This window comes from Bacillus cereus group sp. BfR-BA-01408 (assembly GCF_022663305.1).
In the GTDB taxonomy this organism is placed as follows: domain Bacteria; phylum Bacillota; class Bacilli; order Bacillales; family Bacillaceae_G; genus Bacillus_A; species Bacillus_A pacificus.
Genome location: NZ_JAKUFF010000003.1, coordinates 106,452 through 132,242 on the forward strand (window position 1 = coordinate 106,452; position 25,791 = coordinate 132,242).

The following is a 25,791-nucleotide window of genomic DNA, read 5'->3' on the forward strand; positions in this document are numbered from 1 at the left end:
TTATATACATAAATACACTGTTATACACCATACCTTCTATACTCATGTTAAGAGTAAAAAGGAGGAAGAAAAATGGTCATTTTCAATTATATTTTAGTATGTATAATTTTTGGAACAACATTTTTAACAATAAAAATCGGAATTGGAGCAGGTGCACCCCCATTATTTTCAGCAGGAATTCGTTTCTTTCTGGCAGGAGTAATCTTAATGATTATATTTAAGCTAAAGCGAAAAGAAATTATGCCACATATATTTTCAAAACGTATTATATATGCTGGTTTTTGCTTAACGTTTATGACATTCGCAACTTTGTACTGGGCGGAACAATATATTTCTTCAGGGCTAGCTGCTGTGTTATCTGCTACGGGACCGATGATGATTTTGTTATTACAGACAAAGAGAAATAAGACAAAATTACAAAAGGAGCAACTTCTTGCTTTAATCATTGCGCTAATAGGCGTTGTTTTTGTTTCTTTACCAGGAATGCACCAAGAAGTAAGTTTTATATGGAGTATCGCTTGTTTTGTTTTAATAATAGGAGAATTATTTTACGGAATAGGCTCAATTCGCTCAAAAGAAATACTTTCGGATTTACAAAGTGTATCGCCATTTCTCATTAATGGTATTCAAATGTTTTATGGAGGCGTTTTACTACTAATCGTGTCTGGCATAGTAGAACAACCGAATGTAACTACACTAGCTTCTTGGAGTGTACAGTGGCCTATTTTATATCTTATCTTTATCGGATCAATTGGTGGGCACGGATTATATTATTGGCTCTTATCAAAAACAAATCCTGTATTCCCGTCAACATGGTTATACGTATCACCGTTAATTGCTATTATAGTAGGATATATTATATTAGGAGAACCTTTAAACCCTACAATGGGAATAGGTGCATGTTTCATTTTGGTTGGTGTATTTTTAGCTAATCGATCCACACTCCGGTCTTATTTCAGAAAAGGGAGATTATTTGAGAAAGAAATGTAATTATATAAAGAAGCAGTCCTGTATATAGCAGGGCTGCTTTCATTTTATTCATGATACGGATTGACTTTATTTATTGGAAAGGCGTAATATTATTAAGCTATATGAAAGAGATCTGCAAGAAGAGGGGAGTTATTATGAAAATAAATTGGACTGAAGTCAAGGAAAAAATTCGACCGCAAATTTCAAAACCATCATATGAAACTTGGTTTACGAATACTACTGTTTATTTAGAGGATGATATATTAACAATTTATTGTCCAAATGAATTTGCACGTGACTGGTTAGAATCTCATTATAAAGAATTAGTATTTAATACATTAAGAGAAATGTTTAATACGACGTTTGAAATTCAATTTGAATTAAAATCAAATACAAATACAACCAGTAATAATGAAAAATCAACAATTGAAGATATCACTTCCGAATTAGGAGAGCAGTTCAAAGTCTCTAATAACAGTTTAAAATATAATGATGTAGATGAGAGCAATAAACGTATTCGAGCGTTAGAAGAAAAAATAATGAACTTGGAAAAGGTCATTGGTACATTAGTAGAAAAATTAGATGCAGTAGAATTAAAAACACAGTTGGAAAAATAACCAACTGTGTTTTTTTACTTAATTCGCTTTTTTTATAAACCCTTTATAATGACGTTTTACAAGCTGGCTTTCTAACGTTTTCATTGTTTCAAGTGCCACACCGACAATGATCAGTAAGCTTGTACCACCAATTTGTGCAGAAGGTGGTAATGTAGCAATTTTCGTGAATACGAGCGGTAAAATTGAAATTGCACCTAAGAAAATCGCGCCGATAAATGTTAAACGGTATAAAATTTTGGTTACATATTGTTCTGTTGATTTACCAGGACGAATACCAGGCACATATCCATTTTGCTTTTTCAAATTCTCAGCCATTTGTTCAGGATTTACTTGAATAAATGCGTAGAAGTATGTGAAAGCAACGATAAGACCGACATAAAGTGTCATTCCAAATGGATGTGCAAAATCCAGATTAGCAACTATCCATTTGGATACGCTTGAATCAGGGAAAAGCTGCGCAATTGTACGCGGCGTCATTAAAAATGCAGAAGCAAAGATTACTGGAATTACACCAGCACTATTTACTTTAAGAGGTAAATGAGTATTTTTTGCTCCTTGATATTGATTGTTGCCTGAAACAGCTTTTGCATATTGAATCGGTATTTTACGCACCGCTTGTTGTATGTAAATAACGCCAACAACTATCGCTAAAATTATAAGACCAATTAAGACCATCTTTATGATGTGCATGAATAATTGATCGCCTGCATTTTGAAATTGTTGCAAATAAATTTGGTTCGCAACATTTGGAATCGCTGCAACAAGTCCTGCGAAGATAATCATCGAAATACCATTACCTACTCCGTTAGCGGTAATTTGTTCACCTAACCAAAGTAAAAATGCAGTTCCTGCAGTTAAAACTGTCGCAATAAATAAGTATGTAGTCCAGCTTTGATCTGTAATTAATTGTCCACCTGCTATATTATTAAAGCCATAAGACATCCCAATGGCTTGTATGAATGCGAGAATGATTGTAAAGTATCGAGTGAATTGAGCTGACTTCTTACGGCCCATTTCTCCTTGCTTTGCCCATTCCGAAAATTTAGGTATAACGTCCATTTGTAGTAATTGTACTATGATGGAAGCTGTAATATAAGGTGTAATACCTACAGCAAAGATTGAGAAGTGTTGCAGTGCTCCTCCGCCAAATACGTTTAGCATACCTAAAACATTAGCTTGATCTTGTACTTTTAATACCTCTGCGTTAGTATGAGGAACTGGAATAAACGTGCCAATTCGGAAAACAATTAACATCGCTAATGTAAAAAGGATTTTCCTTCTTATCTCAGCTACTCTCATGAAATTTGAAATCGTACGAAACATAATGTCGCCTCCTATATTTTTATCAGTTTAAAACTGATTATTATATCCTGATGAAGTAACCACAAACCTCCTTCCGCATTAAATTCATTTGACAAATGGAATTTTATACATTTTGTAGTTTTCACGGATATAAAAATATAAGGTGTTTTTTAGCGACCTATAAGTTTTTCATAATCATTCAATACACATAATATATCGAATAAATTAACAAATGTACATACATACGCATGAAAAATGAATAAATAGGGTCATTTTTTACATTTATTTAATGATAAATTGATAGGAAATTATTATTCAGGATTGTTATACATGTTATAAAAGTAAAGGTGAGCTATTATGATTTATAGCTAATATTCATTCAAACGTATCAGCTAATAGTGTTTCCCAATCTTTAAAAGATAATTTATCAGTTATATGTTTTAGTGCATTAGGTACAACAATATGACAAATTGAAGAGCACCTTAAAGTGCTCTTTTTTTATTGAAATTCATGCACATATATAAGTTGTTCTTTATTTATATCATCGTCCTTATATTATGTAATTTTGCATAATGTTACATAAATTGTGTATTTTCCCTTTTTTTCGACAGAAACAGGAAGTATACTTTGTACAAGCTTTCTATTTCAAAAATTATACGAGGTGAAAAAATGAAAAACAAAAAGACGTTAACTAAGGTAGCATTAACAACAGGTTTAGCTTTAACAGCAGTAGCACCATACGGAGTAGGTCATGCAGAGGAAACTGATCAACTACAAGTTCAAATTCAGGAGGAATCATTCCGATCAGGTGAACTTACACAACCGTCACAAAAGGCACCAGAGAATGTAGTAAAAGATGCTCTTAAGGAGAAAACAAAGCAAGCCCTTTCTCCAAAGCAAGTTAATGGAGAAACAGGAGTAGATTATAAAGTTCTTCAAAAACGTGGTTCATATGATGGGACTACACTTGTACGTATACAACAAACATATGAAGGAAAAGAAGTATATGGCCATCAATTAACTGCACACGTAGATAATGACGGTGTTATTAAAAGTGTTTCAGGTGATAGCGCGCAAAATTTAAAACAAGAAGAATTAAAAAAACCTATCAATCTATCAAAAGATGAAGCGAAACAATATATTTATAAGAAGTACGGGAACGATATCAATTTTATTTCTGAGCCAGAAGTTAAGGAAGTTATTTTTGTGGATGAAAAGAATGGACAAGCTAGCAATGCGTACCAGGTTACATTTGAAGCTGCCACACCAAAATATGTTTCTGGTACATATTTAGTAAATGCACAAAATGGTGATATGTTAAAAAATATGGTGCAAGAGTCTAACTTAAAAGCCAGTGACAAATTAGTTAGCGCTTTAAAGGATAGTAAAAAAAGCAGTCTTACGTCATTAACAGGCACTGGCAAAGATGATTTAGGTATCTCTCGTTCATTTGGTATTTCTAAACAAAGTAATGGCAAATATGCTCTTGCTGATTATACAAGAGGGCAAGGCATTGAAACATATGATGTAAATTACAGAGATATTACTAAAGAAGAAAACTATTATCCTGGTACATTAGCAACTAGTACTTCGACAACATTTAACGATCCAAAAGCAGTAAGTGCTCATTACTTAGCAACAAAAGTTTTTGATTTTTATAAAGATAAATACAATCGTAATAGCTTTGATAATAAGGGACAAAAGGTAGTTTCAGTTGTACACGCTTGGGATTCTGAAGAGACGAATAATCCGAAAAATTGGCAGAATGCATTAAGTGCTAATAATGGTAGTATGCTTGTATATGGAGATCCTATCGTCAAAGCATATGACGTAGCTGGGCATGAATTTACACATGCTGTTACTTCTAGTGAATCTAATCTTGAATATTACGGTGAATCTGGTGCGATAAATGAGGCACTATCTGATATTATGGGAACATCTATTGAGAAATACGTAAATAATGGAAGCTTTAACTGGACGATGGGAGAACAAACTGGATCTGTCTTCCGTGATATGGAAAACCCAGCTTCTGTTCCATCTTCACTTGGAGTACCTTATCCAGATGATTACAGTGAATTTAACGATTTTAATGGATGGGATCAAGGCGGCGTTCACTTTAACTCAAGTATTATTAATAAAGTTGCATATCTCATTGCAAAAGGCGGAACTCATAATGGTGTAACTGTTAAAGGAATTGGTGAAGATAAAATGTTCGATATCTTCTATTACGCAAATACAGATGAGTTAAACATGACTTCTAATTTCAAAGAATTGAGATCAGCATGTATTCGAGTGGCAACTAATAAATATGGTGCGAATACAGCGGAAGTTCAAGCAGTACAGAAGGCATTTGATGCAGCGAAAATTAAGTAGGTTAGAAATATAGTTATCATTCATATATTATTACATTATGAAAAACAGCTAATATCCTTAAAGGACATTAGCTGTTTTTTTACGTAACTATGCATTAGTGAAAATATACTTACTTAACAATAATTAGGGAGGGTATCTTTAAAAGTTACGTCAAATATGTAAGGTTTATAGTATATAAAAACAGAAAATTAATAATATATTGACCTCTTAACGGAAAGTGCTATAGAATGAAAGCGATAACAAACGATTGCTTTATAATGATTTCCCTGATCTTTTAGTATTTACAAATATATGAAGACATAAACAAACCTATTTTTTTATACATTAATGCAAACGTTTTCGTATTAAAAGATCATTGAAATACATATGTGAAATCAGCCAATATGGGGGTGAAATAAAAGAGATTTTTAGATTAATTTAAGTAGTTGTAATGTAGTACGAGCAGAATATAACGTTCATGCTATTTAAAGAAAGGGTGTATGTGGTGCAAATGATAAAAAGATTAATTAACAAATCAGTTTTATTACTTACTATAATCGTTATGTTATCATCTGTTTTCTCTTTTCAAAGTGTAAAGGCAGTTTCAAATTCGAAAACAACTGAAGTTATCATTCATTACAAAGAACAGTCTGGAAATACAAAAGACTGGAATCTTTGGATATGGGGAGAAAATGCAAATGGTAACTCATATGAATTTACTGGTGAAGATGAATTTGGAAAGTACGCAAAGATTAATATAGATGGTGACTATAATCGTGTAGGATTTATCATTCGTACAAATGAGTGGGAAAAAGATGGTAGCGATCGTTGGATTGAAAATATAAAGGACGGTCGTGCTGAAGTATGGATTCTTTCGGGTGATGAAAAAGTATATAATTCTAAGCCGTCATCGGATCTATCAATTCAAAAAGCATCTATTGATAGTTTCAATGAAATTACTGTAACGACTAATGTCCCGTTTCATATTAAGGAACGAAATATTGAAATTGAAGGCATTAAAATTAAGAATATTAGTCCTTATGATAGAAACAGTGGGAATATTACGAATAAGTTTAAAATAATTACGGAGCAGAAAATTGATTTAAAACAGACATACAAAGTTAAAATCGAAAACGTAGCTGATACGAATACTGAAATCGGTAAAGTAATTCGTAGTGAGGAGTTTGATCATTCATTTTATTATGGTGGTAACGATTTAGGGAATATATATACACCACAACATACAAAGTTCCGTGTATGGGCTCCTACTGCGAGTGAAGCGAAATTAGTTACATATAAAAAATGGAACGATAAAATAGGTACTGAAATAAACATGCAACAAAGTGAAAAGGGCACTTGGAAAGCAGAACTTAAAGGGAATCAAAAAGGTCTCTATTATACGTATAAGGTAAAAATTGGTGATAAGTGGATTGAAGCCGTTGATCCGTATGCGCGTGCTGCTTCTGTAAATGGAGATAAAGGTGCGGTTGTTGATTTAGAAAAAACAAATCCGAAAAAATGGAAAGCAAACAAAAAGCCAAAATTTATAAATCCAGAAGATGCTATTATTTATGAATTGCATGTACGTGATCTTTCTATTCAGCCCGAAAGTGGCATTAAACAGAAAGGAAAATATTTAGGTGTAACAGAAAAAGGAACAAAAGGGCCAGAAGGTGTAAAAACAGGACTTGATCATATAAAGGACCTTGGTGTTACTCACGTTCAGTTTTTACCGATATTTGATTATGCTTCAGTAAATGAAGAGAATGTAAACGAACCACAGTATAACTGGGGATATGATCCGGAAAATTTCAATGTTCCAGAGGGATCCTATTCTACAAATCCATATGAGCCAACTGTTCGAATAACAGAATTAAAGCAAATGATTCAAACACTGCATGATAATAATCTTCGTGTTGTAATGGATGTAGTGTATAACCATATGTATAGTGCTACTGAATCTAATTTTCATAAGTTAGTTCCAGGTTATTATTATCGTTACAATGAAGATGGAACATTCGCAAATGGCACTGGAGTAGGAAATGATACTGCTTCGGAAAGAAAAATGATGAGGAAATTTATGATAGATTCCGTCACATATTGGGCAAAAGAATACAATTTAGATGGATTCCGTTTTGATTTAATGGGTATTCATGATTATGAAACGATGAATGAAATACGTAAAGCTGTTAATCAAATTGACCCTTCTATTATACTGCATGGAGAAGGATGGGATTTAAATACACCTCTTGCAGCTGAGCTGAAAGCAAATCAAAAAAATGCAGAGAAAATGAAAGGGATTGCTCATTTTAACGATAATATACGTGATGGATTGAAAGGTAGTGTATTTGAGGAGAAGGAAAATGGTTTTATAAATGGAAAGGAAAACATGGAAGATCGTATTAAAAAAGGCATTACGGCAGGGATTGACTACGATACAAATTCGTCGACTTATCAAGATCCAGAGCAGGTGCTAACTTATGTGGAAGCACATGATAATCATACATTATGGGATAAACTTGAGTTGACTAATCCAAGTGACAGTGAAGAAGTGCGAAAACAAATGCACAAATTGTCTTCTTCGATTTTATTAACATCACAAGGTATTCCGTTCTTACATGCGGGACAAGAGTTTATGCGCACGAAATATGGTGATCATAATAGTTACAAATCTCCAGATTCAATTAACCAGATGGATTGGCTGCGCAGAGCAACGTTTAATAATGAAGTAGATTATATGAAGGGTTTAATAGAATTACGCAAAAAGTACTCAGCTTTTCGAATGACATCTGCAGAACAAATAAAAACACATGTATCATTTATTGATGCTCCGAAAAATACTGTAGCTTATACAATAGAGGGGAATAAAAATGAATACTTTACGGTGGCTCACAATGCAAATAGAGAAGCTGTTGAAATAACACTTCCATCGAAAGGTCCTTGGAAAGCACTAGTAGACGGGAAGCAGGCAGGAAGTAAAACACTTTATGTTGTCCATGATAATAAAATTAAAGTTCCTGCGTTAAGTTCATTTGTTTTAAAGTTAAAATAGTATAATTTCACATACTGTAATTATATTACAATTTAATAAATAAAAAAGAGAAGAACTCACCAAGGTTCTTCTCTTTTTTATGTGTGATTAGGGTTTCCATAATTGTAGACATACGAGTTTATGAATATAGCAAAAGGCAAGACGATGAACCTATTTACAAAGTGACGAGAAAATGACAAAACTGTAAGAATGCACGAATGTTTGTAAGAAAGTTCGATGTTTTCCTTTTTCTTTTTTTATTAAAGTGAAAAAGAAGAAAGCGTTTTTGTAAGGTGTTGATATTTTTAGATGAGTACAATAACCAAAACGATTCATGTAATGAAGGTATATAGCAATCAGTCAAACACCTTACGAAAAAGGAGGGATTTGAAATGTCTTTTTCTCAATTCAATATTGATATTTTTCGAGCAATTAATGATTTAGGTAAACAATATTCATTCCTAAACCCGGCCATCGTATTTTTGGCAGAATATATGGTATATATTTTTGCTTTAATTATTTTAGCTTATTGGTTTACTGGGTCCAGAAAAAGTAGGATGATGGTTATTCAAGCGATGGTTGCTTTTGTAATTGCTGAGGTAATCGGGAAAATAGCAGGGAAATTCCATCTAAATTATCAACCGTTTGCAGTATTGCCTGATGTTAATAAACTTGTTGACCATGCTGTAGATAATTCATTTCCTAGTGACCATACGATTCTCTTTTTTTCAATTTGTTTTTCGTTTTGGCTTGTTCGTAAAAAAACTGGATGGCTATGGCTTATACTTGCACTTTGTATAGCGATCTCTCGTATTTGGGTAGGGGTTCATTATCCTTTTGATGTTGCAGTAGGGGCTTTAATAGGGTGTATTTCAGCGGTAATTTCGTATTGGTTAGTACCGAAATTCTCTTTTATTAGGCAATTACTTACTCAATATGAAAGAGTAGAGAAACAAGTTTTACCATTCAAAAACAAATCAAAGGAACTTTGAGTATACAAGTATAAAAAAGACGTTATCCTTTCCTAAAATTCTACAGAAAGGATAACGTCTTTTTCGTTTTATCAATATTGCAAAATATTAGATTGATAATGATGTATCGGGACCCCATAGTTAAATATAAGTTTCTTCAACTCTATCCAACCATTCAAAAAGCTTATTTTTTTTAACCTTTTAAAATGACGTGATTTCTATGTTTATCGTGTAGAAATTGCACAATAAATATATTTTTCATGTTACATACATTAAATTAAACTTAACCTCCTTTTCTTTTTCTATAAGTCCCTTAAATGGACAAACTTCTTACCGATATTCAAAACCGTTTACGCTTTTGGATTGTTTTTTCGGTTTTTCTTGATTAGGCCAATTAATAACTACACATAAACTCCTTATATCTCTAGATAAACTACCGATTAGCTCCATATAGACTCTAGATAACATATATAGAATACAAGTTATCAAGGAGGTAAGAAAAAATGAATTTTATAAAACGTGCAATTCTCAGTATGAAAAAAAGAATAGGAACATCATTAATTTTGATGGCAGTTTTTCTAATTGTTACAAATTTGGTTCTTTCAGGGTTCACAATCCAAAATGCATCAAAAAAAGCAGCTGATGCTGCAAGAAAAAAACTAGGTGCAGATGTTACTTTAGGTCTTGATTTTGACAAATTAGGTCAAAAAGCTAGAGAAACTGGAGAAATGCCAAAACCGCCGCAGCTCAATATAAAAGAAACAGATCAATTAGCGAAGTCAAAATATGTAAAAGACTATAATTACATAACTAACACTTTCGGAATTTCTGATGGACTTAAACTAGTAGGAGCCTCAGATGAAGAAGAAGGGAAAGGTAAAGTGGGAATGGCAGCTGTACGAGGCGGTTCAAGCTCAGGTACAGAAATAGATATGAATGCATCTTTTACGATTGAGGGAGTTCGCAAGACAGCATTACAAGAAAGCTTTAAAAATGGAAAAAGTAAAATCATAGATGGAAAACCAATTACAGAACAGATGAAAGATCAGAATGTAGCTTTAATGGAAAAACGATTAGCGGAATTAAACAATTTGAAAGTAGGAGACAAAGTAAAAGTGCAATCAGGGGATAAGAAGGAAACCCTCGAGATTGAAATTATCGGTATTTACGAAACGAATGAGCAAGCAATGGGTCAACAGGCCCCTCCTATAATGGATCCAGCTAATAAACTATATATGCCGCATTCAACTATGAAAAAATTAGAAGTAGATCAGGGTATAAATAGTGTTCAAGTCGTTTATTTCTTGAATGACCCACAATACATTGATGCATTTAAAAAAGAAGCAAAAAAATCTAATATTGATTTTAATTATTTTAAATTAGATGCACATGATTCATTGTACAAACAGATGATTGGTCCTATCGAAAATATCTCTTCTACTTCTCAAATGATTATTTATATTGTATCGATTGCAGGTGCGATTATATTAGGGTTAATCATTATGCTATCAATTAAAGGGCGTCGTAAGGAAATGGGGATTTTGTTATCTATTGGAGAGAAAAAGTGGAAACTGATGGCGCAGTTCGTAGTAGAAGTAGTATGTATCGCTATTTTAGCATTTGGATTATCCATAACAACAGGAGCCAAAGTTTCTCAATTTATAGGGAATAATTTACTTTCGAGTGAAATTGCTACTGCGAGCGAAGAAACAGATACCCCGCAACATGGTACTGTAATGATGGCTGGGCCTGGTGGCACATTACAAAATCAAAAAGAAAATCCAATTGATAAAATTGATGTAAGTGTAACAGGAGAAGATGTAGGGAAAATGGGTGGAATTGGACTAGCTATTGCTATAATTGCAACACTTCTTCCGGCATTATCTATTCTACGTTTAAATCCAAAACAAATTCTTTTAAAAGATGAATAAGGAGGCGCGATATGGAAACGATTTTACAATTTAAAAACTTGGATTATTATTATGAAAGTAATGGAAAAAATGTAGCGATACTAGACAATGTTAACTTTTCTTTTCAAAAAGGTCATTTCTACACAATTTTAGGACCATCCGGATCTGGAAAAACCACAACTCTAAGCTTAGGTTGTGGACTGGATGTCCCTAAAAATGGTTACGTACTGTATAATGGCAAAGATATTCGAAAAATTGGTTTGGATCGATACCGTAATCAAAATGTATCTGTAATTTTCCAATCTTATAATTTGATTACCTATATGACTGCTCTTCAAAATGTCCTAACAGCAATGGAAATTACAGGTGTCAAAGTGAAAAATAAGATGGTAAGGGCATTAGAATTATTAGAGAAAGTAGGACTCACAGAAGTTGAAGCGAAACGAAACGTCCTGCAACTAAGTGGCGGGCAACAACAACGTGTAGCAATTGCTCGAGCGTTATCTTGTAATGTTGATTTACTTATTGCAGATGAACCGACAGGAAACCTCGACGAAGAAACGGCAATGGATATTATAGAACTGTTTCAAGAACTTGCACATAAAGAGAATAAATGTATTATTGTTGTAACGCATTCACAGGAAGTTGCTAAAAAATCAGATCGTGCAGTGTATTTAAGTAAGAAGAAGTTGGTCGTAAACCAAATCTAATACAAACATCTTAGCTTTTTAATTCACATAATTTTCAAATATCACTCATTTCAAAAGCTTATATTTGATATATAATAAAATCAAGCCATAATCAAAATGGTCTCCCTGTATTGAATGTTAAGATATTTTGTTGTTTCCTTTTTAACTAAATTTGAAAAAGAACTTGTAGGATATTCTACAGGTTCTTTTTGTTATGATCAGTTACCTATATTATTGAAGAATTACTGTCCCGTTTAACTGTTTATCTGCATAGTTATTGAAGAATTAAACCTATTATCATAATTAAACTAAATACTATCATCCAGCCAAATGCACAATAGCCGAAGAGTCTAATCCATTTAGGTAATTGATTCATGTTAATTTTATTTGTGGGAACTCCTTGCATAGAAAACATCATTTTTTGATCTCTATCTCTATTATTTTGTTGTTCATACATAACATCATCACCTTTCTAGAACTATTGTGTTTATAGTATACCTGCCTAAAAAAATTATGTATAGAATAGAAGGAGCTAGCTTACATCTAATGTGAAAAAAAGTTTAATTGTCCATGTCTCTAAGTGCTAACCATTTGGAATAAAGAAGTAATGTATCAGTTATACTATGTAATATTTCTTCATTACTAAATATGGTGGTAAGTATGAATAAGCAAACAATTACTTTATTTCAAGTTTCTATGATACTCATTGGTAGTATTGGGATAATTAATCATGTCATTATGATTCCTATGTTATTAGATACATCAGGTAGAGATTCGTGGATCTCTATCATATTAGTAAGCATCCTATACTTGCTTTGGATTTCAATAATATTCATCATATATAAAAACATAAAAAATGAACATTTGTTTTTGTGGCTAAAAAATAATTTCGGGAAATTCAGTGTATATCCAATCATATTCATAGTTGCACTTTATTTAATAACGATTGGTGTCGTTGCACTAAAAGAAACCTTAACCTTTTTCTCTTTTTATTTACCAGAAACACCTCACTTTGTATTAGGAATACTTTTTTCGTTGATTTGTCTCTATAATGCTACAAAAGGAATTCAATCTATTGCACTTACAACAGGTGTTTTGTTACCAATTGTATTTTTACTTGGTTTTTTTGTAATGTTTGCAAATGTTCCACATAAAGATTATTCTTTACTTCAGCCAATGATGGAAAATGGAATGAACCCAATATTTAGGGGAATGGTTTATCCTGCAGCAGGATTTCTAGAATTAATTTTTATTCTTTTTTTACAGCATCATATTTGTTCAAAAGTAAAATTATATCAATTGATTGCTTTAGGTATTGTTATTATTGGTATCACAATAGGCCCAGTTATGGCAGCTATTATAGAATTTGGTCCTTTCGCAGCAGCAAACCAACGATATCCAGCATTTGAAGAATGGAGACTTGTGTCAATAGGAAGGTACATTGAAAATTTAGACTTTCTCTCCGTGTATCAGTGGCTTGTAGGGATCTTTATTCGTCTATCGCTTGTTGTTTTTCTCATTCCAGATTTGTTATCAATTACAAATCGGAAAACAAGAAATCGGGTTATGTTTGCAATACTTTCATGTATTTTAGTAATAAGTATACTACCCATCAGTGACTCTAGTTTCTATTGGTTTGTATCTCAAATTGTTTTGCCAGTTTCAACATTAGGACTATTTTTGTTTTCTATATTACTAATGGTGTTTGTATGGGTTGTTAAATTTAAAAAAAGCTCTTGAAAGAGTATGAGTATATAATTTATATGAGGTTGCTGAGTTTGAAGGAGACAACGTAGATGAACAAACGAGTAGAATTAAACGAGAAGGTAATACTAGAGTGGTTTGAAGGATGCAACGATGTAAAAATAATAAAGCATAAATTGGATGAGGAAGAAAAAACGAGGTCAGTATTGTTTATGTATTGTCAAAACTTAATTGATAATACAAAATTAAAACAAGCCACATCATCTCAAGTTTGCAAAAAGCTTTTAATTAATTCTATAGAAGAATTTAACCTTTCAACATTAATTCCTCAGTTATCAGTAAAAAAATTAGATATAGTAAATTCGAATGAAACTATATCTAAGATTATATTTGAAGGTAACCTCCTCATTATTTTTGAAGAATATAAACAAGGGTATATAGTTGATATTGCCCAAATACCTACAAGATCAGTTGAGCAAACAAATACAGAGATGACCATTCGTGGTGGACGTGATGGATTTGTTGAAGAGTTAAACACAAATATAGGATTAATTAGAAAAAGGCTAAAAACAAGTTCTCTTAGTTATGAAGAATTTATTATTGGAGAAAGAACACAAACTAAAGTAGCCCTCTTGTATTTAAAAGATATTGCATCCCAAGATATCATTAATCAAGTTCGATTAAAATTAAGACAAATTAAAATAGATGGGATTGTTTCAAGTGCACAGATTGAAGAATTAATTACAAACAATCAATTTAGTGTATTTCCTTTAGTTGAATATACAGGACGTCCTGATTATGCTGTGAATTGTTTGTTGTATGGGCGTTTTATTTTATTAGTCGAAGGGTCACCGACAGCCACTATTGCTCCAGTTACGTTTCCTTTTTTTGTGAATACATCTGAAGATCAAGATTTTTTCTATATATTCGGTAGCTTTGTACGGCTTGTAAGTCTTTTGGGGATAGCAATTTCTATATTTCTTCCAGGAATTTGGATAGCATTAATTACATATCATCCAGATCAGATTCCCTATACGTTGTTAGCTACATTAAGCTTATCAAGAGAAGGGATTCCTTTTCCTGCTCCTTTAGAAGGGCTAATAATGATGACCTTATTTGAAGTTTTGAGGCAAGCAGGATTGCGTGTTCCTGCGGTATTTGGTCAAACATTATCTGTGGTAGGGGGATTGATTATTGGACAAGCCGCTATTAGTGCTGGAATTGTTTCAGCATCTATGGTCATTATAATAGCAATCTCGGTTGTTTCGACATTTGCTTTAACTAATCAGTCGGTAACAGGAATAATAAGTATATTGCGATATATAGTATTTGTAGTGTCTTCTTTATTAGGTATAGTAGGATTTATCTTCTGTGTTCTTGTGATGGCGATACATGTAGTGAATTTACGATCTTTTGGAGTCCCATTCTTTACACCATATTCACCCCCTGTATTTAAAAGTATGCTAGCAGCCACATTTAGAATTCCTTTCACGTATATGAAAAATAGACCTGAAGAATTGCATACGCAAGATAATACAAGGAAAAGAGAGAGTACAGATGAAGAAAAATAAAAGAATAGTTGTATTTCTTTTTATGATGTGTACGTTTCTAACAGGGTGTTGGGATCAAAGAGAGTTACATCACGTTCTATATATAAATAGTCTAGGTATCGATTTTAAAGATAATAATTATATCATCCGTCCGCAATTTATTAATTTCTCTAACATAGCTAAACAAGAAGGGAGCACTACCCGTAATTATAGCCAGGCCTATATTGGAAAGGGAAAAGGCTTTATTTTAGATGAGGCAGCATTTGATTTTTATAAGGGGGCTCAACAAGAAATATCATGGGAGCATCTCAAAACAATTGTTGTAACAGAGCGATTTTTAAAACATGGTGACATAAATCAATTTAATGATTTTTTCTCTCGTTTTTTTCAATTTCGAGATACTATGTGGATATTTGGAACTAAGGAACCTTTAGAAAATATATTAGCGAACAATAATATTTTAAATATTTCTCAATTATATACAATCATTAATTTACCAAAAGAGATAACCAAGCAATATACAATAATAGATCCTTTACCTTTATATAAATTTCAAAGAAATTATTATGAACCTGGGATGACAACTCGTATTCCTTTCTTAGCTACGACTAAAGCATATTGGAAAAAAGGGCATACATCATTTCCAATGTTAAAATTTAGTGGTTATGGTTTTATAAGTGATAAATCCTATATAAATCATTTAAACAGCCATGATATTGCTGGGATTCGCTGGACGGATGGAAATACGAAACGAGCTCCATTACTTTTAAAATTTAATCAGAAAATTATTGGACATATAGTATTGAAAAACCCGAAGATAGATACAAAACATTTTGTGAAAAATGGAAAGTTACGCATACTTATGAACATCCATTTCGATGCTGATATTTTTCAATTAATACACTCTATGCCTGTAAATGATATTAAAGAAATTGCAGAGGCCCAAGTTGAAAAAGAAATTAAAACAACGTACCGAAAAGGAATCGAAAGAGGGATTGACACGTATCAGTTATCACATTCTTTATATCGTCAGAATAATAAATTATGGAAAAAACACAAAAAAGAGGGAGGGGTATTTCTTCAAAATAAAGAATTAGATTTAAATGTCTCGATTAATATAGCTACAAATGGAAAATCTAAAAATAAGCGTAATATGATTGAGCATTAGAATGGTTGAAAGTGAAAGGAAACATAAAATATTAACTCTAAATAAGAGATTCGAACGTGAAAGACCATTCTGTATTTTCTTGTTTGGTTTGTTTCGATGGTTCGGATTGAATATTACTATTAGAACAGCCTATAAGCGTTACACATGAAAGTAATACTACAGGTAGTATCTTTTTATAATGTGCAATGTGAAAAAATTTCTTTGAAACTATCATATATTTTCAATTTCTTTCAAGAATATATGGATTTTGTATAGGTTATTACATACCTATACAATTAACAAATGCACTGGATAGCACTCCTCTTGTACAAAATGAGAGGACTACCAAGAACACCTTTTTTATACGTAATAGACAATCTTAGTAACACATTTGTTCCATTTATGATTAAGCTTTTTAATATATCTATTATCTTTGTTTTTAAGCATTGCAAACTCCATTTTTTTGAACTCCACTTAATTTAATATGGATTTAGAGTGAGTTTTTCTTGTAACGGGAATTTCAATTGGATAGCGCATATATAACAACCTCGTCTCGGATAGAATAAGGAATAACAACTACTGATTTCATTTTAAAGTTGGATGGTAGAAATAAAGAGCTTAAAAAACGAAAAGTCCCCCTAATTGATTCCTAATAAGATTATACTTGCTACAAAAACAAACAAACTCGCCCTACTAAGAGGGGAGTTTGTTTGTTTGTTTTTTAGATAAAGGAATGTTCATGCAAAATTGCACACTATGTTCCATATTTTTTATAGTATACTTTATATTTAGCGTTTCAAGAATTTGTTTAACAATATATAGTCCCAAACCACTTCCCCCAGTATTTCGATTCCTTGATTTTTCAATTCGATAAAATGGTTTGAAAATTTGTTGTATATCTTCATCTTTAATATTGACACCTGTATTTATAATTTGCATTTTGATTTGACCATGTTTAGAATCATTATTTAACTTGATATAGACTTTTTCATCATGTGGTGAATACATAACTGCATTATGGATAACATTTTTACATGCTTTTTCAAATAGAACACGATCTGTATAAACAGAAAAGTCAGAGTCAATTTCTTTTATTATTTGGATGCTTTTTTGAGAAGCGAAAAATTCGAGATCTTTTGTGATTGTACCTAATAACTTTGAAAGATTAACTTCTTCTATTTTTAGTTTAAAAGTGTGTTGTTCTAACTTTGACATACTTAAAATTTCACGAACTAATTGTTGCATACTTTCAATAATTTGATGATTTTTCTTTAAATATTGATCACGATTTTGATAAGGGCCAATATTGTATATCATCCCTTCTAAGTACCCTTTCATTACAGTAAGAGGGGACTTTAATTCATGTGCTACAATCGCAAAAAACTCTCTTCGTTTTGTTTCTATTTCTCTTTCTTTTTCAATATCATTTTTTAATTGTTTATTTGCTTTTTTTAAATCAAACATAGCTTGTTGTAAGTTAATAGACATGTCATTCAAACTATTAGATAATTCTCCCAACTCATCTGCAGAGCGAACCTCAATTTTTTCGGAGAAATCCAAATTTGCCATCTTTTGTGCACCCTCATTAATATAAATAAGTGGTTTTGTAATAAACCTGGAATAGAAATAAGCACTCCCTATACCAATTATGAGCACAATGATACTAATATAGGGGAGAAAACGCACTAATACCTGCGAAGCTTCATCAATTGGTTGAAATGTTGCGAACACTACAAGTGTTAAGCTACCATCTTGGAATTGAATTGGTTCCGTAACATTATATGAATTACTAATGGTACCTGCATTCTCAAATCGTGTGGCTTTAGTAACTACTGTTGTTTGTGTACCACTTTGAATAAAAGAAAATGAAGGCGAGTAAATAATTACTCCTTCTTTATTTTGAAGCGAAAGCATCGCGTTATTTTTTTTTGCGTATTCATCAAAAAGTGGTATCGCATCTTGAAACGTAAGATCTTTGGACTTATCAATTATTTCTTTTATCCCTGTTTGAAGTTGATCTGTTTTGTATTGCTCATAAAACGTAGGAAGAAAGAAGTATAAAGTTAAATAAATCAACACTGCAAAGGATAACAAAATGAGAGATGTAGTCATAAAGAGTTTATAAGTAATTCGCTTCATCTTCATGATTTTTAAAATTTTATTCATCAACTTTATAACCAATACCCTTTATTGTTTTAATGTAGGGGATAGCTAGTTTTTTACGTAGATTTTTAATATGTGTATCAATTATTCGTGTTTCTCCAAAATAATCGTATCCCCAAACTTTCTCTACGATATTTTCTCTTGTCAGTACTTTTCTCTCATTTTGAAATAGTAGTTGTAGAATTTCGAACTCTTTTGTCGTTAAGAAAATTTCAACATCATCTACATATACTCGATATGCATCAACATCAATGCGTACTTCTTTAAATATCAAATGATTATTTACATTGTTATCATAACTTCTTCTAAGTACAGCTTCGACTCGTCTAATCAAAACATGAAACGAAAAGGGTTTTGTTATATAATCATCAATCCCAAGATCGAACCCTTTCATTTGATCTTCCTCTTCTTCTAACGCAGTTAGCATAATAATTGGTATGTTTGACTGACTTCGAATCATTTTAGCAACTTCAAATCCATTAAGATTGGGCATCATTACATCTAGAAGAACTAAATCAAAGGATTGCTTATTAAATTGTGTCATACCCTCTAGTCCATCTGAAGCAACTACCACTGTATACTGTTGTGTCATTAAAAATTGTTTAATTAATTCCTGAATTTCCTGATCGTCCTCAACCACGAGGATATGATAGTTTTTCATAATATCACCTCTGGTAGTCATTATAGCCGTACTATCTGTAGTTTATGTGGAGATACAGTAGGAAACTTCATAGGACGTTTAACTTATTAACTCCATTTTCAAGATTGTGTATTCTCCGTAAAAAGGATTATTACCGATATTCCTTTTTTATGTAGGAATATTTGTGTGCTTGAAAAAACTTATCATATAAAAAGTTGAACGATTAATATTTACGAAAAACTAATGTATAATAATGTAAACTACATGTAGTTTTTTAACTGTTTGAAAATACACTTTCGATACTTTACTAGAAGGGAGAAAGGGAGATGAATTTAAATATAAAAGAAGCAAGCGAAATTCTAGAGCGTACGCCACAAACTTTGTAGTTTTTTTGCTAATTTAGTAAAGGCCTAAGGTGCGAACTAAGGATTATTTAAATCATGTGAGAAAGGTTGTGAAATTATATGATGGGTTATAAAGCTATGCTGTTTGATTTAGACGATACGTTACTTAATAGGGATAAGGCAGTAGATGCATTGTTTTTATTTGTTTTAGAAAAGTGTTATGAGGATGTTAGTGGTACAGTCAAAAACAATATGCTACAGAAATTTAAAGAATATGATAAAAGGGAATACGGCATGAGTGATAAAACGATAGTTTTAGAATCATTGTTTGATGAATTTCCGCCGAAGTATAGATTACCACGCAATTACATTGAAGATTTTTGGAATGAAAAATTCCCTAAATGTTTTTCAATAGACAAAAATACTATTCATTTCTTAAATCATATAAAGAAGCACTTTAAAGTTGGAATTATAACAAATGGCTCAAGTCAGAGGCAAAGGGCTAAAATAATTAACACGAATTTAAACAATTACTTTGATACGATCATTATTTCTGAAGAAGTAGGATTTAGTAAACCGGATAAACGTATATTTGAACTAGCATTAAATAAGCTTAATGTGCAACCAGAAGATGTATTATTTGTTGGAGATGACTTAGAAAAGGATATTGCTGGTCCTCAAAATGTAAATATAAAAGGGATATGGTTTAATCCTCATAGAATCACAAATAAGACTGAAATAAAACCGTATTCTGAGATTGACACTTTTGATAGTTTATTAGGTTATATTACTCCGCAATATTTTTATAATAAGTAAAAATATTGCGGAGTAATGAATTTTTATATTCTAAACAAATAATTAAGAAAGATTTCATTTACCGCATTGTAAGTAAAAACAAAGAAACACTTAAATCTCTACTTAAGGGAAGTGACTTTATAGAAACGCTCATTACCGGTAAATGTTTCAGAAATAAATAAATTAACAATATAAGTAAGGAATGTATTCTTAATCTCTCATTGCCCCCGCCTCTCGGGAAGTCATCGCTCCTTGTCCTGCTCTTACATCATTTTGAATTTCTTGTTTTACTTTTTGCGCATCAGTTGTAGCAAAATCTGATTTCATATTAGAAGCAGACCTTATAGCTTTTTTAGGATGTTGCATACAAACCCTCCTCAATTTAATACTTTACAAACTTATTATTTACAAAAATACACTCTTCATCCCACGAATAGTTGAACGCATTTTACTTAAATTAAAGTAATAATTATATCCTGTTATATCCCTTTTCACGTCACTCATGATTATAAAAATTCTATACAATATAGAAGAACTGATGTTTGTGTTAAACTAAGAAATGAATAAAGGGGGAGTTTTTTTGAACAATTTTAATGATACGATTCGAAATTTAAACAATATAGTTTACAAACCAAATAATTTAATGATTTCGAATGTAAAAGAAGAAAAGCAAAACGCAGAATATGCAGGATGTATATTTCACTTAAATAACAAAACCATTCGTTTTAGAAAATCCAAAATTACTCCTAATAAAATTGGTCAATTTGTTTCTTTTTGGGAGAAAGATGACAATATGCAAAATCAAGCGTTTTCTTATGATGCTTCTCCTGATTTATTAGTTATCACTTGTATAGATGATAATAAACTAGGACAATTTATTTTCCCTAAAGAGATTCTTCTTAAGGAAAAAATCTTGAGAACAGAAAACCAAAAAGGCAAGATGGCTATGAGGATTTACCCTATATGGGATAACCCTGTCAGCAATCAAGCTAAAAAGAGCCAACTGTGGCAAATTCAATATTTTGTTGATTTAAGCGATCATAATAATTTACCTATAGACGAACTGTTAAATTTGTATTCGTAGCTTCTTATCTTAAGTAATCTTGTGAGTTAGACTTTTTGTACCGGTACAGTTAAACGAAATGTACATTGTTTCAGTACCCCATCAAAATTACAATCAGCATATACTATTTTAACTTATACATTTTAAGGGGTGCTGACTATGACAAGTCTACAACATAAACTGTTTACAAGATTGAATCTCGCAAAGCGTACTGAAGTGAAATTTGAGGAATTAAATACAATTCTCTTTGCATTTGCACACACTATACCATTTGAGAATTTAGATGTAATAGCACGTAATACGAATGCAATTACTATGGAAAATTTACACAATAAAATTTTAACTCGTTCCCGCGGTGGGCTTTGTTATGAGTTAAATACTCTCTTTTACTACTTTTTAAAAAATTGTGGTTATGATGTACAACTCGCATTAGGTACCGTATATAAAAATGATAGAAACGCATGGGCACTTGAGGATGGACATATAACGATTATTCTAAATTATGATAAAGTACGATACGTAATTGATGTAGGTATTGCTTCATTAGTACCTCTAGTCCCGGTACCTTTTACTAGTGAGCCTGTTTCTTCTAAAAATGGTACGTATCGAGTGATACGAAAAGATACGAGTAAAGGGAATTACGTTCTAGAAAGAAAAGATACGAATGGTGAGTGGAAAGTGTGTCATGCTTTTTATAATCGTATCATTGATGAGGCAGTAGTAAATGATGTTCAAAAAAGAGTGATAGAAGATGAGAAATCTATTTTTAATAAAGGACCGATTGCAGTCAAATTGACGGACTCTGGCCATGTCTCTTTAACAAATACTAGTTTAACTGAAATGATTCATGGTGAAAAAACGAAACGTGAAATTACAGAAGATCAATATAAAGAGCTTTTATATACTTTATTTGCTATTGAGTTATGATAAAACAAATAGCTAGCCGGTTCTTATGAAGAATCGGTTATTTTAATTTAAAACAATTATTAAAGTTTGATTTTCTTAATAGATATAATACACTAGAACAGTATGAAAAAGTATAAACAACGAATTTTGAATGTAAAGGAAGATTTTCATGTCAATTATCGATAAATTGAAACTTAATAAGTATACGAATATGGTTGTTATTAATGAACCAAGTGATTACGAAGTTTTTACAGGAAAAGAAACTGTATTTTCAAAAGAACACGATGCCATTTTTATTTTTGTAGAAACACTGGATGAAATGGTGAAACAAACGAATTATATTATTAGTAATGAAGAATTATTAATTGAAAAAGGATACGTATTCTTCGCATATCCGAAAAAAGGTAATTCTCGCTACAGTACGTTTATTCACCGTGATGAGATGTTTCCAGCATTAAACGTTGGAGAAGATGGATATGTGGGAGAAAGCGATATTAAATTTGCGCGAATGGTAAGTATGGATGATGTTTTTACTGTTGTAGGTTTAAAGCGTGAGAAGAAAAAAGCGACAAAAACGCCTGCAATGAGCCAATGTGTAGCTGATTATGCAGATCGAATTCAAGATGTTGAAGCTTTATTAGCTAATCACCCAAATGAACTTAAGTTTTATCAAAGTTTAACACCTGGATACAAAAAAGATTGGGCACGTAATTTGTTTTCTGTAAAACAAGAAAAAACACGTGAAAAACGTCTTGAGAAAATGATTGAAATTCTTTCGCAAGGATATAAAACAATTGAATTATTTCGTAAAAAGAAAAAGTAAGACTAGGCAATTCACAATGATGCAACAATTAATTGCACTTGGCACATTGAAAAAAGGATTCCTTTCAGTATACTAAAGTATGTTCTTATATTTAAATAATTAGCAAAAGAGAAAAGGTGTTTGAAATGAAATCGTATATTGTAGTTGGAGCGGGTATTTTAGGAGCGTCTACTGCTTACCATCTTGCTAAGGCTGGCGCGAATGTTACTATCGTGGATCGTCAACAAGTAGGTCAAGCAACTGATGCTGCAGCAGGTATTGTCTGTCCATGGCTTTCGCAACGTCGTAATAAAGCATGGTATAAAATCGTTAAAGGCGGTGCACGTTACTATTCTTCGTTAATTCAGCAATTAGAAGATGACGGTGAAACGGACACAGGTTATAACCGTGTAGGTGCAATTAGTTTACATACTGATGAGAAAAAACTTGATCAAATGGAAGAACGAGCGTATAAACGTCGTGAAGATGCCCCAGAGATTGGTGAAATCACTCGCTTATCAGCTGAAGAAACAAAAAAATTATTCCCAGCATTATCAGAAGAATTTAGTTCTGTTCATATTAGTGGTGCTGCAAGAGTAAATGGAAGATTATTACGTAATGCATTAATAAGCGCTGCGAAAAAACATGGTGCAACTTTTATAAAAGGAGATGCAGTATTAGTCCGTGAAGGTAATCATATTACGGGAGTTATAGTAAACGATGAAACTATTTTAGCAGAAAAGGTTATTGTAACTGCAGGTGCATGGGCGAACGAAATCTTAAACCCTTTAGGAATTAATTTCTTAGTTACGTTCCAAAAAGGACAAATTGTTCACTTGCAAATGGAAAATACAGCAACAGAAAATATGCCAGTTGTTATGCCACCAAATGATCAATACATTTTAACATTTGACAATGGTCATGTCGTAATTGGTGCAACACATGAGAATGATACTGGTTTCGATCACCGTGTAACGGCTGGTGGTTTAAATGAAGTATTCCATAAAGCATTAACAGTTGCACCTGGCTTAGAAGATGCTACTATGCTTGAGACGAGAGTTGGATTTAGACCGTTTACTCCAGGATTCTTACCTGTTATCGGACCACTTCCTAACTTCGACGGTATTCTTGTTGCGAACGGATTAGGAGCTTCAGGTTTAACTGCTGGTCCATATTTAGGATCAGAACTCGCTAAATTAGCGCTAGGACAACCAATTGAATTAGATTTAAACGATTATGACGTTGCAGGCGCAATTGAATAACACCAGGTTGAAGAATTAGATAGTTTATGAAAAATAAAATTCTTCACAAATAGAGGGCTGACACCATAAACCTGCATTATTCATGTAGAATTATGATGTCGGCTCTTTATTCATATGTATTTAAAGCCTATTTTCGAGAGGAGGTTAAGCAATGAGAGCACCATATCAAGTATTAATATTTCCTTATATAAAAATTGATGACTCTATTCAATATGCGATTTTCAACCGAAGTGATTATGGTTATTGGCAAGGCATAGCTGGTGGTGGAGAAGACGGTGAGATTCCTATTGAATCAGCAAAACGTGAAGCGTTTGAAGAGGCTGGTATTACAAGAGAATGTTCATATATACAATTAGATTCTGTGTCTTCACTACCAGTAGAGGATGTAGTTGGAGGGTTCCTTTGGGGAGATGACGTTTATGTAATAAAAGAATTTTCGTTTGGAGTTAAAGTACCTACAAAAAACATCCCATTATCTAAAGAACACTTAAATTATAAATGGTTATGTTTTGAGGAAGCCGTAACGTATTTGAAGTGGGATAGCAATAAAACAGCATTGTGGGAATTAAACAAAAGACTATTAAAACAATAAAAGTGTTAGCTAACAAAGATAGTAGTGGAACAAGAATTGAACAATTTAAAAAAACAAATATAGATTTGGCATGACCAATGAACTGAGAGAACTTGCACTTAGAAAAGCCTTATACAGTTGCCTCTGAAAAAATAAAAATAGTTAGAAATATTTTTTATTGTATGGTTTTTGGCTCTGAATAGCGGAATACATATTAAGTATTCAACAGTTCAAATAAAATTCGCTTAGTGTATATTTTCGTTAAAATGTGGGTAAGCCCCTTTTAGCAAAACCGGAGTGGAAACGATGAGTATAAATAGTTTTGTGGGATTGATAAAGGATGAATTATTAAAAGAGGTAATCATAAGAAGTGAGGACGAATTCGAGCCTGTAGTAGTTAAAGATATTCCTAGACTTTGGAAGTGTTTAGGGAAAGGTAATTATGCTGCAGTATTCATGCACAGAGAATTCAAAGATTGGGTAGTGAAAGTTTACGCGCGAGAAGGAGAAGGAATTGAAAAAGAGTCAGAAGTATACCGCAGAATCGGAAATCATCCTTCTTATTCAAAGCTTATATATAAAGGAGAAAATTTCATAGTATTGAAACGTTTAAAAGAAATTACCTTATACGATGCTATTCATAAGGGAATTAAAATTCCTAAGCAGGTAATCCTTGATATAAATAAAGCTTTAGAGTATGCAAGGAAACAAGGATTAACTCCTTGTGATGTTCACGGGAAAAATGTGATGATGGAAAAAGGAAGGGGATATGTAGTCGATGTATCTGATTTCTTAAAAACAAAAGAAGATAGTAAGTGGAGAGACCTAGAAAAGGTATATTTTACATTTTATTTGCCTTTCATTTATAAATTGCCTTTCCCTGTTAAAATACCGTATTTTATGTTAAACATTGTTAGACGTTCGTATAGAAAATATAAGAAACTTAAAAAGAAATTCGAATTGTAAAAAGATCACATACTTATAAGTGGACCACTAGTAAACA

22 protein-coding genes and 2 pseudogenes are annotated in these 25,791 nt (G+C 32.1%); 17 read left to right on the plus strand and 7 right to left on the minus strand.

Annotated features, from left to right (window positions below):
• Positions 1–72 precede the first annotated feature (72 nt).
• Together MR083_RS03105 and MR083_RS03110 are read left to right on the plus strand one after the other, a co-directional pair.
• Positions 73–990, plus strand: coding sequence for a DMT family transporter (locus tag MR083_RS03105; RefSeq protein WP_242268493.1), 918 nt, complete (start codon positions 73–75; stop codon positions 988–990).
• A gap of 101 nt (positions 991–1,091) precedes the next feature.
• Entirely contained in the window at positions 1,092–1,586 is a 495-nt protein-coding gene (locus tag MR083_RS03110) for a DnaA N-terminal domain-containing protein (RefSeq protein WP_472927149.1), read from the plus strand.
• An 18-nt stretch (positions 1,587–1,604) separates the two neighbouring features.
• Here the strand turns inward: MR083_RS03110 and secY are convergent, their stop codons facing one another.
• Positions 1,605–2,909: a preprotein translocase subunit SecY gene (gene secY / locus MR083_RS03115; protein ID WP_000490139.1), complete on the minus strand. Its 1,305-nt coding sequence runs from the start codon at positions 2,907–2,909 to the stop codon at positions 1,605–1,607.
• 354 nt (positions 2,910–3,263) lie between these two features.
• Positions 3,264–3,359, minus strand: a pseudogene (locus MR083_RS03120) (fosfomycin resistance protein); the annotation flags it as partial.
• Positions 3,360–3,557: 198 nt separating this feature from the next.
• Here MR083_RS03120 and MR083_RS03125 point away from each other — a divergent pair.
• From MR083_RS03125 to MR083_RS03145, 5 genes are all read left to right on the plus strand, one after another.
• Entirely contained in the window at positions 3,558–5,261 is a 1,704-nt protein-coding gene (locus MR083_RS03125) for a M4 family metallopeptidase (protein ID WP_073531074.1), read from the plus strand.
• A gap of 484 nt (positions 5,262–5,745) precedes the next feature.
• Positions 5,746–8,292: a type I pullulanase gene (pulA, locus tag MR083_RS03130; RefSeq protein WP_242268497.1), complete on the plus strand. Its 2,547-nt coding sequence runs from the start codon at positions 5,746–5,748 to the stop codon at positions 8,290–8,292.
• Positions 8,293–8,663: 371 nt separating this feature from the next.
• Positions 8,664–9,263, plus strand: coding sequence for an undecaprenyl-diphosphatase (locus MR083_RS03135; RefSeq protein ID WP_000010575.1), 600 nt, complete (start codon positions 8,664–8,666; stop codon positions 9,261–9,263).
• A gap of 482 nt (positions 9,264–9,745) precedes the next feature.
• Positions 9,746–11,173, plus strand: coding sequence for an ABC transporter permease (locus tag MR083_RS03140; RefSeq protein ID WP_001009339.1), 1,428 nt, complete (start codon positions 9,746–9,748; stop codon positions 11,171–11,173).
• Positions 11,174–11,184: 11 nt separating this feature from the next.
• Complete coding sequence (locus MR083_RS03145) at positions 11,185–11,862, plus strand: ABC transporter ATP-binding protein (protein WP_000447846.1); 678 nt, start codon at positions 11,185–11,187, stop codon at positions 11,860–11,862.
• Between the two features lie 253 nt (positions 11,863–12,115).
• On the opposite strand, the gene MR083_RS03150 is transcribed toward MR083_RS03145, so the two are convergent.
• Positions 12,116–12,298 carry a hypothetical protein gene (locus tag MR083_RS03150; RefSeq protein WP_242268499.1) on the minus strand — a complete coding sequence of 61 codons (183 nt, stop codon included), beginning with the start codon at positions 12,296–12,298 and terminating at the stop codon, positions 12,116–12,118.
• Between the two features lie 203 nt (positions 12,299–12,501).
• Here MR083_RS03150 and gerXB point away from each other — a divergent pair, with 203 nt between their 5' ends.
• Genes gerXB through gerXC form a run of 3 tightly spaced genes read left to right on the plus strand, consistent with a single transcriptional unit; the run spans position 12,502 to position 16,263 of the window.
• The gene (gene gerXB, locus MR083_RS03155; RefSeq protein ID WP_001041866.1) at positions 12,502–13,581 is read left to right on the plus strand and encodes a spore germination protein GerXB; all 1,080 of its coding nucleotides are present in this window, start codon (positions 12,502–12,504) and stop codon (positions 13,579–13,581) included.
• 56 nt (positions 13,582–13,637) lie between these two features.
• Positions 13,638–15,116: a spore germination protein GerXA gene (gene gerXA, locus MR083_RS03160; RefSeq protein WP_048532586.1), complete on the plus strand. Its 1,479-nt coding sequence runs from the start codon at positions 13,638–13,640 to the stop codon at positions 15,114–15,116.
• Positions 15,103–16,263 carry a spore germination protein GerXC gene (gene gerXC, locus MR083_RS03165; RefSeq protein ID WP_000739712.1) on the plus strand — a complete coding sequence of 387 codons (1,161 nt, stop codon included), beginning with the start codon at positions 15,103–15,105 and terminating at the stop codon, positions 16,261–16,263. The genes gerXA and gerXC overlap by 14 nt, the downstream gene beginning before the upstream one ends.
• 70 nt (positions 16,264–16,333) lie before the next feature.
• Here gerXC and MR083_RS03170 read toward each other — a convergent pair.
• From MR083_RS03170 to MR083_RS03180, 3 genes and pseudogenes are all read right to left on the minus strand, one after another.
• Positions 16,334–16,477: pseudogene (locus tag MR083_RS03170) on the minus strand (class A beta-lactamase); the annotation flags it as partial.
• Positions 16,478–16,935: 458 nt separating this feature from the next.
• A complete protein-coding gene (locus tag MR083_RS03175) occupies positions 16,936–18,408 on the minus strand; it encodes a sensor histidine kinase (RefSeq protein ID WP_046647281.1) in 1,473 nt (490 codons plus the stop codon).
• On the minus strand, positions 18,401–19,066 hold the full coding sequence (locus MR083_RS03180) for a response regulator transcription factor (RefSeq protein WP_000800744.1): 666 nt from the start codon (positions 19,064–19,066) through the stop codon (positions 18,401–18,403). The genes MR083_RS03175 and MR083_RS03180 overlap by 8 nt, the downstream gene beginning before the upstream one ends.
• Before the next feature lie 446 nt (positions 19,067–19,512).
• Here MR083_RS03180 and MR083_RS03185 point away from each other — a divergent pair, with 446 nt between their 5' ends.
• Positions 19,513–20,205 carry an HAD family hydrolase gene (locus tag MR083_RS03185; RefSeq protein WP_242268570.1) on the plus strand — a complete coding sequence of 231 codons (693 nt, stop codon included), beginning with the start codon at positions 19,513–19,515 and terminating at the stop codon, positions 20,203–20,205.
• Positions 20,206–20,394: 189 nt separating this feature from the next.
• On the opposite strand, the gene MR083_RS03190 is transcribed toward MR083_RS03185, so the two are convergent.
• Positions 20,395–20,550 (minus strand): hypothetical protein, encoded by a 156-nt coding sequence (locus MR083_RS03190; RefSeq protein WP_242268501.1) that lies wholly within the window; start codon positions 20,548–20,550, stop codon positions 20,395–20,397.
• Positions 20,551–20,743: 193 nt separating this feature from the next.
• Here MR083_RS03190 and MR083_RS03195 point away from each other — a divergent pair, with 193 nt between their 5' ends.
• The 6 genes from MR083_RS03195 to MR083_RS03220 all read left to right on the plus strand — a co-directional run bounded on the left by MR083_RS03195 (position 20,744) and on the right by MR083_RS03220 (position 25,754).
• Positions 20,744–21,268: a MepB family protein gene (locus tag MR083_RS03195; RefSeq protein WP_242268503.1), complete on the plus strand. Its 525-nt coding sequence runs from the start codon at positions 20,744–20,746 to the stop codon at positions 21,266–21,268.
• Positions 21,269–21,406: 138 nt separating this feature from the next.
• Entirely contained in the window at positions 21,407–22,174 is a 768-nt protein-coding gene (locus tag MR083_RS03200; protein WP_242268505.1) for an arylamine N-acetyltransferase family protein, read from the plus strand.
• 148 nt (positions 22,175–22,322) lie between these two features.
• Positions 22,323–22,976 (plus strand): YdeI/OmpD-associated family protein, encoded by a 654-nt coding sequence (locus MR083_RS03205; protein ID WP_000022238.1) that lies wholly within the window; start codon positions 22,323–22,325, stop codon positions 22,974–22,976.
• A gap of 125 nt (positions 22,977–23,101) precedes the next feature.
• Complete coding sequence (locus MR083_RS03210; RefSeq protein WP_000844363.1) at positions 23,102–24,217, plus strand: NAD(P)/FAD-dependent oxidoreductase; 1,116 nt, start codon at positions 23,102–23,104, stop codon at positions 24,215–24,217.
• Between the two features lie 151 nt (positions 24,218–24,368).
• Positions 24,369–24,809 carry an NUDIX hydrolase gene (locus MR083_RS03215; protein WP_242268507.1) on the plus strand — a complete coding sequence of 147 codons (441 nt, stop codon included), beginning with the start codon at positions 24,369–24,371 and terminating at the stop codon, positions 24,807–24,809.
• Between the two features lie 285 nt (positions 24,810–25,094).
• Entirely contained in the window at positions 25,095–25,754 is a 660-nt protein-coding gene (locus MR083_RS03220; RefSeq protein ID WP_242268510.1) for a protein kinase family protein, read from the plus strand.
• The last annotated feature ends 37 nt before the right edge of the window (positions 25,755–25,791 follow it).